The following is a 15,483-nucleotide window of genomic DNA, read 5'->3' as shown; positions in this document are numbered from 1 at the left end:
GATGGTCAGGCGGCGCTGCGAACGCTGCCGATCACGTTGACCAGTTCGTCGACGATACGCTCGACCTGGCTACGATCGTCACCTTCCGCCATGACGCGGATCAGCGGTTCGGTTCCGGACGGACGGATCAGCAGGCGGCCATTCCTGGCAAGTCCCGCCTCGGCATCGGCGATCGCCTGCTGCACGGTCGGATGCTCGAGCGGTTTGCCCGTCGACACGCGAACATTCTTCAAGACCTGCGGCACGGGCTCGAAGCGATGGCACACTTCGCTGACCGATTTGCCCTGCCGCTTGACCACGGCGAGAATCTGCAGCGCAGCCACCAGACCGTCGCCGGTCGTTCCGAAATCGGAGAGCACGATATGGCCGGACTGTTCACCGCCAACGTTAAGGCCATCCTGGCGCATCTGCTCGACGACGTAGCGGTCGCCGACCTTGGTGCGGTGCAGTCCGATGCCCCGCTCCTTCAGGTAGCGTTCGAGGCCGAGATTCGACATCACCGTCGCGGCTATGGCGCCACCCTTCAGCATGCCATCGGCAGCCCAGCTGTCAGCGATGACGGCCATGAGCTGGTCGCCATCGACGACAGTGCCGTTTTCATCGATGATCAGGACCCGGTCCGCATCCCCGTCGAGTGCGATGCCGATATCGGCCCTGACTTCGTGGACCTTTTTCGACAAAGCGGCCGGATGCGTCGACCCGCATTCGAGATTGATGTTGACGCCATTCGGCTCCGTCCCGATCGTCACCACTTCGGCGCCGAGCTCCCAAAGCGCGGACGGGGCAACCTTGTAGGCGGCGCCGTTCGCGCAGTCGATGGCAATCCGCAATCCCTTCAGCGTGACGTCGCGCGGCAGGGTCCGCTTCGCCTGTTCGATATAGCGGTAGATGTCGCCATCGACGCGCTTGGCCCGGCCGATATCCTCGGGCTTGGCAAGCTGTGCGGACATATCCTGGTCGATGAGCTCCTCGATCTTCTCCTCGATATCGTCGGAAAGCTTGTAACCATCAGGTCCGAAGAGCTTGATGCCGTTATCGCGGAAAGGATTGTGCGAGGCCGAGATCATCACGCCGATGTCGGCGCGCAACGATCGCGTCAGCATGGCGACACCTGGTGTCGGGATCGGTCCGAGCAGGAAAACATCCAGGCCAGCCGCGGTGAAGCCGGCGACCATTGCATTTTCCAGCATATAGCCGGAAAGACGCGTGTCCTTGCCGATCACGACGCGGTGACGGTGCGCGCCGTTGCGGAAGATCGTCCCGACGGCAATGCCGACACGCATGGCCAGATCCGGCGTCATCGGGAAAATGTTGGACTGCCCGCGAATGCCGTCAGTCCCGAAATATTTGCGCCTCATAAAAACTCCATTGTCCCGCTTCGGCAGGATCTTCTTTGTCGGCCGCGTCTGTCCGCGTGTTCCGCGACTGGATTTCATATCGCCGGACCTCGTATAAAGGGCTTGACGCTCGCGCGGCTTGTTATGGCTGCAGCCTGCTCGCGTCCACCGCAGAGGTCAGGCATGGTTGAATCATCTTTGGCATAAAACCGCAGCAAACGGCAGCAATCCTATCATCAGAAATCATTACAGCGCGTTACCAACTGCGCGAAAGATACGTTCGAAGAAAATACCCAACAAAAAAGCCGCCGCTCCCTTCGGCGCGGCGGCCTCCGATTCTGATTTTTTCGACCGGTGCTATTGCGGTTGCGGTTCGAAGCCGCCTTCCGGCTCCTCGCCCTTGGCACCGGCTTCCTTCTTCGTACCGGCCGAGGGAACGGCCGAACCACGATGCGGAGGCGTATCGTCTCCGAGGTCGCGTGCGGGTTTCTCGCCGCGGATGAGCGCCTTGATTTCGTCCCCGGTCAGGGTTTCGTATTCCAGCAGGCCTTCCGCAAGCGCCACGAATTCGTGGTTCTTCTCGGTCAGGAGGTGGCGCGCCGTTTCGTAGGCATCATCGATCAGGCGGCGGATTTCGTTGTCGATCTTCTGTGCCGTCGCTTCCGAAACGTTCTTCTGCTGCGCCACGGAGTGGCCGAGGAAGACCTCCTGCTGGTTCTCGCCATAGGCGACTTGACCGAGTTGATCGGAGAAGCCCCATTGCGTCACCATCGCACGCGCAAGCTTCGTCGCCTGCTCGATGTCGGAGGAGGCGCCGGAAGTGATGTTCTCCTTGCCGAAGGTCAGTTCCTCGGCAACGCGTCCACCCATCATGATGGCAAGGCGCGAGATCATCCACTTGTAGCTCATCGAGTAGCGGTCACCCTCGGGCAACTGCATCACCATGCCGAGCGCACGGCCGCGCGGGATGATCGTCGCCTTGTGCAGCGGATCGGCGGAGGGAACGTTCAGAGCGACGATGGCATGGCCCGCTTCGTGATAGGCGGTCAGCTTCTTCTCGGCCTCGGTCATGGCGGAAGAGCGGCGCTCCGCACCCATCATGATCTTGTCCTTGGCGTCCTCGAACTCCTGCATGGTGACAAGGCGCTTGTTGCGCCGCGCCGCCATCAGCGCAGCCTCGTTGACGAGGTTCATGAGATCGGCGCCGGAGAAGCCCGGAGTGCCGCGCGCCAGGACCTTGAGATCGACATTCGGCGCCAGCGGCACATTGCGGACATGCACCTTGAGGATCCGTTCGCGGCCGTTGATGTCCGGGTTCGGTACGACGACCTGGCGGTCGAAGCGGCCCGGACGCAACAGCGCCGGATCGAGCACGTCGGGACGGTTGGTCGCGGCGATCAGGATGATGCCTTCATTGGCTTCGAAGCCGTCCATTTCGACGAGCAGCTGGTTCAGCGTCTGCTCGCGTTCGTCATTGCCGCCGCCGAGGCCGGCACCGCGATGGCGGCCGACAGCATCGATCTCATCGATGAAGATGATGCAGGGGGCGTTCTTCTTCGCCTGCTCGAACATGTCCCGGACACGCGACGCACCGACACCGACGAACATCTCGACGAAATCAGAGCCGGAGATCGTGAAGAAAGGCACGTTCGCTTCGCCGGCGACCGAGCGGGCAAGCAGCGTCTTACCGGTGCCAGGGGGGCCAACCAGCAGCACGCCGCGCGGGATGCGCCCGCCAAGGCGCTGGAACTTCTGCGGGTCGCGCAGGAATTCGACGATTTCCTCGAGATCCTGCTTGGCCTCGTCGACGCCGGCGACATCGTCAAAGGTGACGCGGCCGTGCGCTTCGGTCAGGAGCTTGGCCTTGGACTTGCCAAAGCCCATCGCCCCACGGGAGCCACCTTGCATCTGCCGCATGAAGAACAGCCAGACGCCGAGGATCAGCAGCATCGGCAGCAGCGTACCAATATAGCTCAGGAAGCCCGAGGACCCATCCGTTTCCGGACGCACGGTGACGGTAACGTCCTTGGCTTCCAGCCGTTCGGTCAAGGCCGTATCGACGGAGGGCGCGTAGGTCTGGAAGGTGGCGCCGCTTTCGGAATAGCTGCCGATCACCTTCGAGCCGGTGATCACGACTTCCTTGACGCGGCTGGCGTCGACATCCTTCAGAAACTGCGAGAATGGAATTTCACGAGAACCGGCGCGCTCAGTCGGCTGCTGGAACATGCTGAATAGCGCAATCAGGAGAAGCGCTATGATTGCCCAAAGGGCAAAATTTCGAAAATTAGGGTTCATCGAACTCCCCGGAACCTGTCGCAACTCGCGCATTTCGCCGAGCTACAGTCTTGTTCCCTAACATAAGGTTCTGGTGTCGCCTTGCCAAGGCAAACCGCCAGCTACCTTTCCATTTCTGTCAAAAACATCGTGAACCGGCGGAGCGGGGTATCGTTCGCGCCCAAACAGCATCGCGACCGCATCTGCCATGATCCGGTCGAAACCGGGCAAAAAGGCGTCGTAGAGACCGATGCGGCATTCCACCTTCGCCTGAATCGGGCTCATGCCAACGACATTGGCGGCTGCTGGAGCAATACGTGGCGCAGCTCGGGAGGCCCGTTTGGCGACGCCAGACGGCAGGCCTGCGTCAATAAGCCTCTGATCCCATTGACCATCCTGTCCCTTGGCAGTCACCATCAACGGGCTGCGTTCGCCATTCGTTACGTTGAAGCGCCCGTCCCACGTCTTCGTCTCGCCCGGTTCAATGACAAGTGCGGAAAGGTTGCGCGCCTCACGGTAGAGGTAGAGACCGCTTGGACGCCTGTCGTATACGACGCCCCCGGCCGTCATCCGTCCCGGCATGCCCGCTTGCAGAAAGCCGGATATGCGCTCGATCGTCGCATGCACGGGCAAATGATTGCGGCCGCCGAGCACGGCAGCGACGGACAGAAGCGCGCGGCGCCAGTCGGCGTCGCCCAGGTTTCCTGCCTGCTCGGCCGCGATCTCGGCCGCGACGGTCTCGTGGACCCGGACATGGCTTTCGATCAAGGCGGCTGCCCGCGCCGACGACGCGGCCCTTTGCGCAGCGCTCCACCGGGCGGCCGGCGCCTCCTCCGAAGCTGCGAGCTCGGAGCGCACGCGAACACGCTCGAACAGGGGATTGGCATTGCTCGGATCGTCGAACCACGCGACACCCCGCGCGGTCAGGAATGCCCGTATGTCGGCACGCCGCAGGCCGAGGAATGGCCGCAACACCCAGATCCGGCGCCCGTAAAGCATGGTGCTCGCCATGCCGGCGCTGCCCAACCCCTCCCCTTCGCCACGCGCGCCGCGCATCGCAATCGTCTCGTGCTGGTCATCCAGCGTATGTCCGGTCGCAATGCAGTCGGCGCCAAGCGAGGCGGCGGCGTCCGCCAGCAGTTCATAGCGTTTGTGGCGCGCTGCCGCCTGAATCCCGGTTCGCGGTTTGTCGCCTTCCCAGCGGCAGACAAGATGAGGAACGCCGAGTTCGGCACAGAACGCCGCCACCGCTGCTGCCTCATCTGCGGATTCCGGTCTCAAGCGGTGATCAATCGTGCAGGCGACGAGCGAGAAACCTTCGCGATCTTTGTCGCCGATTGCGGAATGGAGGGCGAGAAGAAGTCCCTTGGAGTCGCTGCCTCCAGAGACGGCCACGAGGATCCGGCGAGGCTCGATGAAGGCGCGGAGAAAATATCTGGCCGTGGCAATGACGGCTTCAGGCACGTCGGTGGGCCTCAGCAGCCAAAGCGGCTCTGCTCGCTCGACACCTTTGCTTTCACGGCGGGCGAAGCCTTCGGGTAGCGCTTATTCACCTCGCGCAGCGTCGCGCAGGCAGTTTCCTTGTTGTCGAGTGCACCGAGCGACATGCCGAGCTTCAGCAGCATCTCGGGCGCCTTGGGCGATTTCCCGTGGGATTGATGCGCGTTCAGGAAGGTCTTCGCTGCGTCACTGTATTTGCCCTGCGAATACTGCGCCTCGCCCATCCAGAAACTGGCGTCGGCCGCCTTGTCGCCGTTGGGAAAGGTATCGAGGTAATCGCGGAATTCCTGCTCAGCCAACCCATAGTCGCCCGAAAGCACGTGTCCGTAGGCGGATTGGTAGAGATCGCCGGGATTGTCGAGAGAGGCGGTTTGCTGCTCGCTGCCGGGATTGCCGTTGAGGCCCGCATCGCCGCCGTCTGCCGTTCCCGCCCCAACGCCGGGAAGCGTGGCGTTCGCGCCCGGCTGGGCATCGGTGGTCGCCGACACCGGATTGCCGTTCTCGTCGAAAATGATCTGCCCCAACGTCGTCGGCGGTGCGGCGCCCGTCGCGCCCGGATTGGCGCCCGTTGCCGCCATGTCGTTGCCGGCGGCGGGAGGTGCCACCGGGGGCTGGCTATCCGTCACCCCAGGGGTGACGGACGCCTGATCACTGGAGTTCGGCGTTTCGAGTGCGCCGCTCTTCTTCGAAGAGGACTTGCCGTTTTCGAGGTCCTGGAAGCGGAACTCGTTGTCCTCCTGGAACTTCCGGATCTGTTCCTGCATCTGCAGCAACTGGAAGCTCATTTCCTCGATACGCCCGTTGAGCGAGCGGATCTGTTCCTCGAGTTGACCGATCCGTCCGAGGTCGGCCGACTGCACCTTCACCACCGGCAAGTCATGTTTGCTGGCGGCATCGGCATGGGTCACGCGGGCGAAGAGCCCGGAAAGTGGCATGGCATTTGCCGCTGGTCCGAGACCCGAAAGGGCCACAAGACCAACCAGTCCTGCCACGACAAATTTCTTCATTTCGTCTGTCCTGTTCGAATACCGATTACTCCCACCCGCGATCGCGGTCCGCGATACTGTCGCCGATTCTTAAGGTGAGCGCGCCGCACAGTTTTCCAATTGCTGTGAAAAAGCAACGGAGTTCGGCTAAAGTGTGGTAAAAAAGAAAAGGCGGCCCGTGGCCGCCCCTTCAAATTCAAGTTCAGTGACCGGACGATCACATTCCGGCGCCGCCGAGAACCGTTACGGCGCGGCGGTTCTGCGACCAGCAGGAGATGTCGTCGCAGACGGCAACCGGCTTTTCCTTGCCGTAGGAAATCGTGCGCATGCGGTTCGCGGGAACGCCGCGGCTGGCGAGATAGTCGCGGGTGGCAGCGGCACGGCGGGCGCCGAGCGCCAGGTTGTACTCGCGGGTGCCGCGCTCGTCGGCGTGGCCTTCGACGGTGATCGCGTAGTTCGGGTACTTCGCCAGCCACTGGGCCTGACGGTCGAGCGTCGCCTGGGCGTCGGCACGGATGGAGCTCGAGTCCGTATCGAAGAAGATGCGGTCGCCGACGTTGACGGTGAAGTCCTGCTGCGAACCCGGCGTTGCCGCACCTGCGCCAAGACCGAGGCCGGCGGCATCATTCGGCAGGTTCTTTTTGGAAGCGCAGCTGGCAAGAGCGAGCGTCATGACGAGAGCGATCATGACCGGATTGCGGGCGATGGACTGCATGCGGCTCGCGGCCGGGGTGTCAATTCGGCTCATGGGCCGGGTCTCCTTGGAAGTGTCTGATTCACGGTTGCCAGACTGTAACCGGAAGCGGTTAATTGCTTTTCAACTGATATGGTTAACAAATCGATAATTTGCGTGGGACGCCTGCTAGAACAGCACTTTGCGGCGAGAAAGCGGCACATCGGCCACATTTCCCGCCGCTTCTGTGGACACCGGATCACGATGATCTTGGATCGATCGCAAATGTGATCGGTTCTGGTCCATGCTACCCGGAGACGGTGGTCTTGGGGCTGCGACATGCACAAAAACAAAGACATGAAGCGCGCCGCATGGATCGGTCTGATCGCGGCGCGCTTCAGCAAGTAGAGACGCGGGATGCGGGCGGAGAACCGCTTACAGTTCTCCTCGTCCGCTCTATTCCATCAGAGGAGACCAGGCCGGGTCGGATGCGAAGCCTTGTGTCTGGACCGGTTGCTCGTTGTAACCTGTGAGGTCGATCGAATAGAGCTGCGGCCCGCCGGCACCCGCGTTCTGGCGGAAGAACATCAGGACGCGGCCGTTCGGCGCCCAGGTCGGGCCTTCGTTGTGGAAGCCGGTCGTGAGGATGCGCTCGCCCGAACCGTCCGGCTTCATGACGCCGATCGAGAACTTGCCGCCCGACTGCTTGGTGAAGGCGATGAGATCGCCGCGAGGAGACCAGACCGGCGTCGAATAGGAACCGTCACCGAAGGAAATGCGCGTCTGACCGGAACCGTCGGCACCCATGACATAGAGCTGCTGCTTGCCGCCGCGGTCGCTTTCGAAAACGATCCTGCTGCCGTCCGGAGAATAGGATGGAGACGTGTCGATCGCCGCTGTGTTGGTCAGCCGCGTCGTCGTGCGTGAACGCAGGTCCATCGTGTAGATATTGGCGTTGCCTTCCTGCTGCAGGCTCATGATCACCCGTTGGCCGTCCGGCGAGAAACGCGGTGCGAAGGTCATACCCGGGAAGTTGCCGACAACCTCGCGCTGTCCGGTTTCGAGCTGCAGCAGGTAGACGCGCGGCTGCTGGTTCTCAAACGACATGTAGGTGATTTCCTGACGGTTCGGCGAGAAACGCGGCGTCAGAACGATGTCGTTCGAATTGGTGAGTGCGCGGGAATTGGCGCCATCCTGATCCATGATCGCGAGCTGGCGTTTGCGTGCCGTCTTCGGGCCGCTTTCGGCAACATAGACGATGCGTGTGTCGAAGTAGCCCTTTTCACCGGTGATCCTCTCATAGATCGCATCGGCGATGATGTGGGCGACGCGGCGCCAGTTTTCCGGCTGGGTGTAGAACTGCTGTCCCAGCATCTGCTGACCGGCAAAGGTATCCCACAGACGGAATTCAGCCTTCAGTCGGCCATCGCCTTCCTGGGTGACGCGTCCGGTGACCAGCGCCTGGGCATTGATGACTTTCCAGTCCTCAAATCGCGGGGCAGCGTCCGGGTTGGAAATCTTCTCGATGAACGCGCCCTTGTCGATCGGTGCGAAAAGGCCGGAGCGCTTGAGATCGGCAGCAACGACGTCGGAGATCTTCTGACCGAGTTCACCCTGCAGGAAGTCGGTCACGGCAATCGGCAGCGGCTCGACGTTGCCCTTGTTGATGTTGATCTCGACGAGTGCGTTTGCCGGCGAAGCAATGAGCCCACAGCCTGCGAACATCACCATCAGAAGGCGGAAAAAATTGCGTCTCAGCATTTCCATAAAGCCCTTCAGCCTTTCATTTTTTTGTACCGGTGAGGACAAGTGCGCGCCGTTTTCCGCCCGCATCCCGCCCCAACCTGTTTAGAGCATCGAGCTTGGGTCGAAGTTGACGACCACCTCGCTCCAGGAATCATATTTGTCGGCCGGCAATCCCTTGAAGGGCGCGGATTTCAGGATGGCGCGTCGCGCTCCACCGGCGAGCGCCCGCCGCGCGGCATCGGAGCCACCCGTCGCTTCGACTTCCGGTTCTCCGACCAGTTCGCCGTTCGGGTCGAGCCGCATCGTCACCTTGATGCGGACGTCCGTGGCATCGGCCATTCCGGGGATGATCGACCAATTGTTCTGGATCTGGCCGCGAAGCGCATCCATCTCGCTCTGCGAAAGCGTGTTGCCGCTGGTCGTCTTCTTGCCGCCGAGCGCTGCTTCTTCGGTCGAGCGCCTCGCGCCGCCGCCGGACGATTCCTGCTTGTTGAGCAGCGCCGCAATTTCGTCGGCGTTGAAGTCGCTCTCCTTGGCGGAGGATGCCTTCTTCTGCTCCTTCTTGGTCTCTTCCTTCTTGCGCTCTGGCGTCTTGGCGGTCTGCGCCGGCTTTTCGACCTTGGGCTTCGCCATCGGCGTCGGCACCTTGTCGGGCAGCGCCTCGGCCTCCGGATTCTCGGCCGGCTGTTCCTCCGCCGGCGCCGGTTCCGGTTTGGTCTCGGGCTTCACTTCCTGCTTCGGCTCGGGCAGTGCCGCAACCTCCGTCGCGGGCTCCGACGCCGGCTCGGGCTCCTCGACCTTCTGGATCTCATCCTTGACCGGATCTGGTGTCGGCAGCGCCTTCTCGGTTTTCTCCGGCGCGGCCGCCGATTCATTCTGGACCGGTTTGGTATTGGGTGTGGGCGGCGTCTTCAGGTCCACGTCGTTGTCGCCGATGTTCTCGGCGTTCTCGACCGGCGTCGGCTTCTTGGTCGGAACCGGGGAAGCCTTCTCCTTTGCGGGGGCTTTCTTGTCGCCTTGCTGTATCTGTGTGATCGATTCGATCGGTACGATGTCGACCGGCAGCGCCTCGACGTCCGCGACTTCGAAATCGGCCGGGCTACCGAGCGACACCAGCGCCCAGGTGAGCACCAGGGCGTGGAGGACAGCAGATGTTGCGAGACTGCCCTTCATGACCGGGGATCACTTTTCCTGTTCTTGAAGCGTTACGAGGCCGAGATTCTTGAAGCCGGCCGCCGAGATCCGCGCCATGACCTTCATCACCGTGCCGTAGTCGGCGTTGGTATCGCCGCGCACATAGATGCGCTCGTTGTAGCCGGTGGTGGCAATTGCCTCGAGTTTCGGAACGACCTCGTCGATGGCGATCGGTGTTTCCTGCAGGAAGATTTCCCCGGCCGGATTGACCGAAACGGTAATCGGCTGGGTATCGGAGTTGAGCGCCTTGGCCTGCGTCTCCGGCAGATCGATCGGCACGCCGACCGTCATCATCGGTGCCGCCACCATGAAGATGATCAGGAGAACCAGCATCACGTCCACGAAGGGCGTGACGTTGATTTCGCTCATGATTGCCTTCTTGCCGTTGCGTCGACGTCGTCCGCCGCCCGAACCCTTGGCTCCGCCAACTGCCATACCCATCAGCGTGGTCTCCGTGCTCGAGGGTCGTTATTGCGCAGCTTGGCGCGAGGACTGCAGCTTCTCGTCGATCTGCCGCGACAGGATGGCGGAGAACTCGTCGGCGAAGGCTTCCATGCGTGCCGTCAGCTTGCCGGCGTCGGCGGAAAACTTGTTGTAGGCGATAACCGCGGGGATAGCGGCGAGCAGGCCGATGGCGGTCGCAAGAAGCGCCTCGGCGATACCGGGCGCGACAACGGCAAGGTTGGTCGATTTCGAGCCGGCGATCGCCTGAAACGAGGTCATGATGCCCACAACCGTTCCGAAGAGACCGATGAAGGGAGCCGCCGAGCCGATGGTCGCCAGCGATCCGAGCCTTGCCTCGAGCGTCTCGGATTCACGAGCGAGCGTGACGTCCATCGCCCGGTCGATACGCATCTGCAGGCCGATCGGAGAGCGGGCGCCGCGTTCGAAGCTCTTCTTCCACTCGCGCATCGCCGAGACGAAGATCGCGCCCATGCCGGCCGTCTGCCGGTCGGACAGCGTGCGATAAAGCTCTTCAAGCGACTGGCCGGACCAGAAGACCTGCTCGAAATTGTCGAGCTGGCGGCGAACGCGCCCGAAGTTGAGCGTCTTGTCGACCACGATACCCCAGGTCCAGACCGAGGCTGCGATCAGCCCCAGCATGACCAGCTTCACGACAAAGCCCGCTTCCATGAACAGCGACCAGAGGGTCACATCGCTCGTCGCGGCCAATCCAACCTGTTCCATCGTTTCCAGTCCCCGAATCCAAATACCCGGCAAGAGCGGCTCATGCTCATGACCGGGTCGCCCAAACGTCCTGTTGCAAGAATGCCCCGGCATCGCCGCTGATCGCGGCATTGCGATCTAATGCTTCAGGTTGCCTTCTTGCCGTCAATTTTGGTCAAAGGATGACGTGCACTGCACAAATCCTAATACACGGATTAAGACACCATTATGGTTAAGGGAGTGTTACTGCGGCGGCACTTCGACCACTGGAGTATCACGGAACTTCATAACGCGTCGCACGTTTCGATCGCATGAGTTCCTTTTCCCTGAGACTGAAAGCGAAAAAACCGACGCGGCACTTCCGCCGCGCTGCAACGGACTCCGTGTAAGGTGTTGCCATGGCGCCTCGGGCAATGTGGAAGGGACAGCTTCGGCTTTCGCTGGTGTCGATACCCGTCGAGCTCTTCAGCGCGACCCGCTCGGGAGCCAGCATCTCCTTCCGGCAAATTCATAAACCCTCGGGCAAACCGGTGCACTACCAGAAGGTGGTCGAAGGCATCGGGCCGATCGATGTGGACGAAATCGTCAAGGGTTATGAATACGAGGATGACAGGTACGTCCTGCTCGAACCCAAAGAAGTCGATGCGATCAAGCTGGAGACCAAGAAGACGCTCGAACTGGTTCAGTTCGTCGAGACCAGCGATATCCCGCCGCTCTATTTCGACAAGCCGTATTACCTCGTGCCCGCCGATGAACTGGCGGAGGATGCCTATCGCGTCGTGCGCGACGCACTAAGGACATCGAACAAGGTCGGGCTCGGGCAATTGACGCTGAGGGGCCGGGAATATCTCGTCGCCGTAAAGCCTTGCGGCGACGGCCTGCTTCTGGAGACGCTCCGCTATGCCGACGAGTTGCGAAAGGCCGACCCGATGTTCTCCGAGATCTCCGGGAAGAAGGCGGACAAGGAGCTGCTGGACGTCGCGACCGCGCTGATCGAGAAGAAGAGCGCCCCTTTCGACGCCGATGTATTCAAGGACAACTATGCTGCGGCGCTGAAGGAGCTGGTCAAGCGCAAGATGAAGGGCAAGTCGGCGCGTGTCGAGGTCGAGGAAGGCGAACGGCCGCAACGGCGAGGCGACAATGTCGTGGATCTCATGTCGGCCCTGAAGAAGAGCCTGGAAGGCGGTGGTGGCAAGAAGCCGCAAACCAAGGCGAAGTCGTCTGCGCGCGGCGGCCGCCGGAAATCGGCATGAGGGTGACCATGGCCGCTCGCAATGAACAGCTGTCTGAATACAACCGACGCCGCGACTTCTCGAGAACGCGCGAGCCGAAGGGTACGGTGACCCGGGCGCATCCCGGCAAAAAGCGCTTTCTGGTCCAGAAGCATGATGCCACGCGCCTGCACTACGACTTCCGCCTCGAATGGGAAGGTGTGCTGAAGAGCTGGGCGGTGACGCGTGGTCCGAGCCTCAATCCGGAAGACAAGCGGCTGGCCGTGCGCACCGAGGATCACCCCTTGGCCTATGGCGACTTCGAGGGCACGATACCGGAAGGGGAGTATGGCGGCGGCACGGTAATGCTGTGGGACACCGGCTGGTGGGAGCCGGAAGATGACCCGTCCGAAGGCCTGAAGAAGGGCAAACTCTCGTTCCGGCTGCATGGCAGCAGAATGAAGGGTGGCTGGGCGCTCGTGCGCATGCGGCCGCGCGACGGCGAGAAGCGCGAAAACTGGCTGCTCGTCAAGGAGTCGGACGAAGTAGCGTCGGAGGACGGCGAGAGCCTGATCAAGGAGAACATCACCAGCGTGGTCACCGGCCGCAGGATGGAGGAGATCGCCGGGGGCAAGGGCGAAAAGCGGGCGCGTGTCTGGCACTCGAACAAGAGCACGGCGGCCAATCTGAAGGCTGGCGCGATTGCCGAGAACGACAATGCAGGCAAGCGTCCAACGCGAAGATCCTCCGGCAAGCTGCCCGCGTTCAAGGCGCCGCAACTTGCGACGCTGGTGACGAAAGCGCCTGCCGGCGATGCGTGGCTGAACGAAGCCAAGTTCGACGGCTACCGTCTGATGTGCGCCATCGGCGGCGGCACCGTCCGCTGTTACACGCGCAACGGTCTCGACTGGACCGCGAAGTTCCCGGCTATTGCTTCCGCCCTTGCCGAGCTCGATTGCAAGTCCGCCCTGATCGACGGCGAGGTGGTGGCGCTATCGGAAGAAGGCTCGTCCTTTTCTGCCCTGCAGAAGGCACTGAGGACCGGAGCCAGCACACGGCTCTATGCTTTCGATCTGATCGAGCTCGACGGAAAGGACCTGAGCAGCAAGCCACTCGCTGAGCGAAAGGAGCGGCTGGAGACCCTGCTCGACACGCTCGGCACCACGTCGACCATTCAGTACAGCGAGCACGTTCGAGGCAACGGCGAGCATGTGCTGGCCGCCATATGCAAGGCCGGACAGGAAGGCATCATCGCCAAGGAAGCGAATGCTCGCTACCGTAGCGGACGCAGCCGGAGTTGGCTGAAGGTCAAATGTACGAAACGCCAGGAATTCGTCATCGGCGGCTACACCCCCTCGTCGAAAAAGGGGCGCGCCTTCGCCTCGATCCTTCTCGGGACCTTCGAGGGCGACAACCTGGTCTACCGGGGCGGCGTCGGCACCGGCTTCGGTGAAAAGGCGATGGAGGAACTCGCCGCCGTCTTTGCAAAGCGCAGGCGGCAGACGTCGCCCTTCGACAGCGTGCCGAAGGAAAGGAACCGAAATGCCGTCTGGCTGAAGCCCGATCTTGTCGCAGAGGTGGATTTCACCGAGTTTACGGCTGACGGACATATCCGCCACGGCTCATTCGAGGGATTGCGCGAGGACAAGGAGGCCAAGGCCGTGAAACTGGAAACACCGAAGCCGACAGCCGCCGAGGCGGACACGGGAAGAGGCAAATCGTCAACCAAGACGCGCACGGCGTCGCCCGCAAAGGGTGATACCGATGTCCTTGGCGTCCGCATCTCGCATCCGGATCGCGTCCTCTTCGAAGGCCAGGGGATCACCAAGATCGACCTCGCCCGCTACTACGGCGTCGTGGCGGGCAGGATGCTGCCCTTTGCGGCCGACCATCCCGTCTCGCTGGTGCGCTGCCCGCAGGGCGGGCAGCGACAGTGCTTCTTCCAGAAACATGCAAGCGACGGCTTTCCGGACGCCATCCGGGAAGTGCCGATTGAAGAAGCGTCGGGCGAGACCGAAAACTATATGTATGTCCATGATGCAAAGGGCCTGGTCGCCGCGGTGCAGATGGGCACGCTCGAGTTCCATATCTGGGGCGCAAAGATCGACCGGCTGGAGAAGCCTGACCGGCTGGTGTTCGATCTCGATCCCGATCCGAGCGTCGATTTCGCCACCGTGAAGGCGGCGGCCGCCGCCCTGCGCGACGAACTGGCCGACATCGGCCTCAGAACGGTTGCCATGGTGACCGGCGGCAAGGGCGTCCACGTGATTGTGCCGCTTCGCCCGCATGCTGGGTGGGACGAGGCAAAAGGCTTCGCCAAGGCGATCGCGCAATCCTTTGCCGAGCGCGATCCGGAGCATTTCGTCGCCACCATGTCGAAGGCGAAGCGCAAGGGGCGGATCTTCATCGACTGGCTCCGGAACGACCGCGGCGCCACGGCGATCGCCCCCTACTCCACCCGCGCCCGCGCAGGCGGCCCCGTCGCCACTCCAGTCAGCTGGGACGAACTCGAAAGCCTTGCAGCCGCCAACACGTTCCAGATTTCCGATATTCTTGAACGCATCGAAGCCGGAACCGATCCGTGGGCGGATATCGGCGAGATCAGGCAATCGCTGACGAAGAAGATATTGAGTTCGGTCGCCGGCTGATTCGCGAGGGACGAAGGCGAGTTTATGCGGCTTCCCGACCGCACCGTGCCTGTTGCATGTTTCCTTAAATCGGAACCGATTTAAGGACAAAAACATGCAGCAATTCAAAGTGCTACAACGACCTTTGTGCGCCTGAGAAGACGCACGGCGCTGTAGGGCTATTCGACCCGGGTCGGAATCCTATGACCCGCCGTCAGGAACTTTACTGCAAGCGCTTCCGGCAACCTTCGTGGTCGCCCCTGCCCGTTGATGACGGCGATGATGACCTTGGCGGCGATCAGGAGCATACCGTCGCGGCGGATCTCCTGCTGCAGTATCATCTTGGCGCCACCGGCCCGCTCGGTCGCCGTCTCGATCGTCAGGATATCATCCATGCGCGCCGGCAATTTGAAGTCGATCTCCATGCGGTGGACGACGAAGACGAGGCCTTCCGTATCCCCCTCTATTGCGAGCGATGCCTGTTCAACGCCGAGCAATCGCAGGTAGTCCGTCCTGGCCCGCTCCATAAAATGCAGGTAGCGTGCATGATAGACAACGCCCGAAAAATCGGTGTCCTCGTAATAGACTCGCTGCACCAGCCGATGGCCATTTTCGGTCAGCTCGCCCGCGAGCGAAATTAGTGACATCGTCTCATTCTCCGGGAGGATTTGTCTTTTTCTGTGCAGGAACAAAAAGCCATTTGCAAGCATTGCAGCTTTGTCACAATCCTATCCTATCACCTCACCATGTCCTTCTTCGCGATCAGGA

Annotated in this window: 12 protein-coding genes; 2 read left to right on the top strand and 10 right to left on the bottom strand. The window is 61.8% G+C overall.

The genetic code is table 11. The features are described from left to right. Window positions 1-5: 5 nt before the first annotated feature. The 9 genes from glmM to tolQ form a co-directional block, all read right to left on the bottom strand. Entirely contained in the window at window positions 6-1,358 is a 1,353-nt protein-coding gene (gene glmM / locus QN224_RS23680; RefSeq protein WP_283978607.1) for a phosphoglucosamine mutase, read from the bottom strand. Window positions 1,359-1,694: 336 nt separating this feature from the next. Further along, window positions 1,695-3,632 (bottom strand): ATP-dependent zinc metalloprotease FtsH, encoded by a 1,938-nt coding sequence (gene ftsH / locus QN224_RS23675; protein WP_173509203.1) that lies wholly within the window; start codon window positions 3,630-3,632, stop codon window positions 1,695-1,697. A gap of 57 nt (window positions 3,633-3,689) precedes the next feature. Then, complete coding sequence (tilS, locus tag QN224_RS23670; RefSeq protein ID WP_283978606.1) at window positions 3,690-5,075, bottom strand: tRNA lysidine(34) synthetase TilS; 1,386 nt, start codon at window positions 5,073-5,075, stop codon at window positions 3,690-3,692. Window positions 5,076-5,086: 11 nt separating this feature from the next. Then, a complete protein-coding gene (ybgF, locus tag QN224_RS23665) occupies window positions 5,087-6,118 on the bottom strand; it encodes a tol-pal system protein YbgF (protein ID WP_283978605.1) in 1,032 nt (343 codons plus the stop codon). Window positions 6,119-6,314: 196 nt separating this feature from the next. Then, window positions 6,315-6,845 (bottom strand): peptidoglycan-associated lipoprotein Pal, encoded by a 531-nt coding sequence (gene pal / locus QN224_RS23660; RefSeq protein WP_283978604.1) that lies wholly within the window; start codon window positions 6,843-6,845, stop codon window positions 6,315-6,317. 381 nt (window positions 6,846-7,226) lie between these two features. After that, window positions 7,227-8,537, bottom strand: coding sequence for a Tol-Pal system beta propeller repeat protein TolB (tolB, locus tag QN224_RS23655; RefSeq protein ID WP_269281561.1), 1,311 nt, complete (start codon window positions 8,535-8,537; stop codon window positions 7,227-7,229). Window positions 8,538-8,618: 81 nt separating this feature from the next. Beyond that, window positions 8,619-9,689 (bottom strand): hypothetical protein, encoded by a 1,071-nt coding sequence (locus QN224_RS23650; RefSeq protein WP_283978603.1) that lies wholly within the window; start codon window positions 9,687-9,689, stop codon window positions 8,619-8,621. Window positions 9,690-9,698: 9 nt separating this feature from the next. Further along, window positions 9,699-10,151, bottom strand: coding sequence for a protein TolR (gene tolR, locus QN224_RS23645; protein ID WP_173509197.1), 453 nt, complete (start codon window positions 10,149-10,151; stop codon window positions 9,699-9,701). Between the two features lie 27 nt (window positions 10,152-10,178). Beyond that, a complete protein-coding gene (tolQ, locus tag QN224_RS23640; RefSeq protein ID WP_269281556.1) occupies window positions 10,179-10,898 on the bottom strand; it encodes a protein TolQ in 720 nt (239 codons plus the stop codon). A gap of 377 nt (window positions 10,899-11,275) precedes the next feature. Between tolQ and QN224_RS23635 the strand changes: the two genes are divergently transcribed. Next, window positions 11,276-12,130, top strand: coding sequence for a Ku protein (locus QN224_RS23635; protein ID WP_283978602.1), 855 nt, complete (start codon window positions 11,276-11,278; stop codon window positions 12,128-12,130). A gap of 8 nt (window positions 12,131-12,138) precedes the next feature. After that, entirely contained in the window at window positions 12,139-14,736 is a 2,598-nt protein-coding gene (gene ligD, locus QN224_RS23630; RefSeq protein ID WP_283978601.1) for a DNA ligase D, read from the top strand. Between the two features lie 158 nt (window positions 14,737-14,894). On the opposite strand, the gene ybgC is transcribed toward ligD, so the two are convergent. Beyond that, window positions 14,895-15,362: a tol-pal system-associated acyl-CoA thioesterase gene (gene ybgC / locus QN224_RS23625; protein ID WP_283978600.1), complete on the bottom strand. Its 468-nt coding sequence runs from the start codon at window positions 15,360-15,362 to the stop codon at window positions 14,895-14,897. Between the last annotated feature and the right edge of the window lie 121 nt (window positions 15,363-15,483).

This window comes from Sinorhizobium sp. 7-81 (assembly GCF_030124405.1).
GTDB classification, from domain to species: Bacteria; Pseudomonadota; Alphaproteobacteria; order Rhizobiales; family Rhizobiaceae; genus Sinorhizobium; species Sinorhizobium psoraleae.
This window is presented reverse-complemented; position numbering and strand designations above follow the sequence as displayed.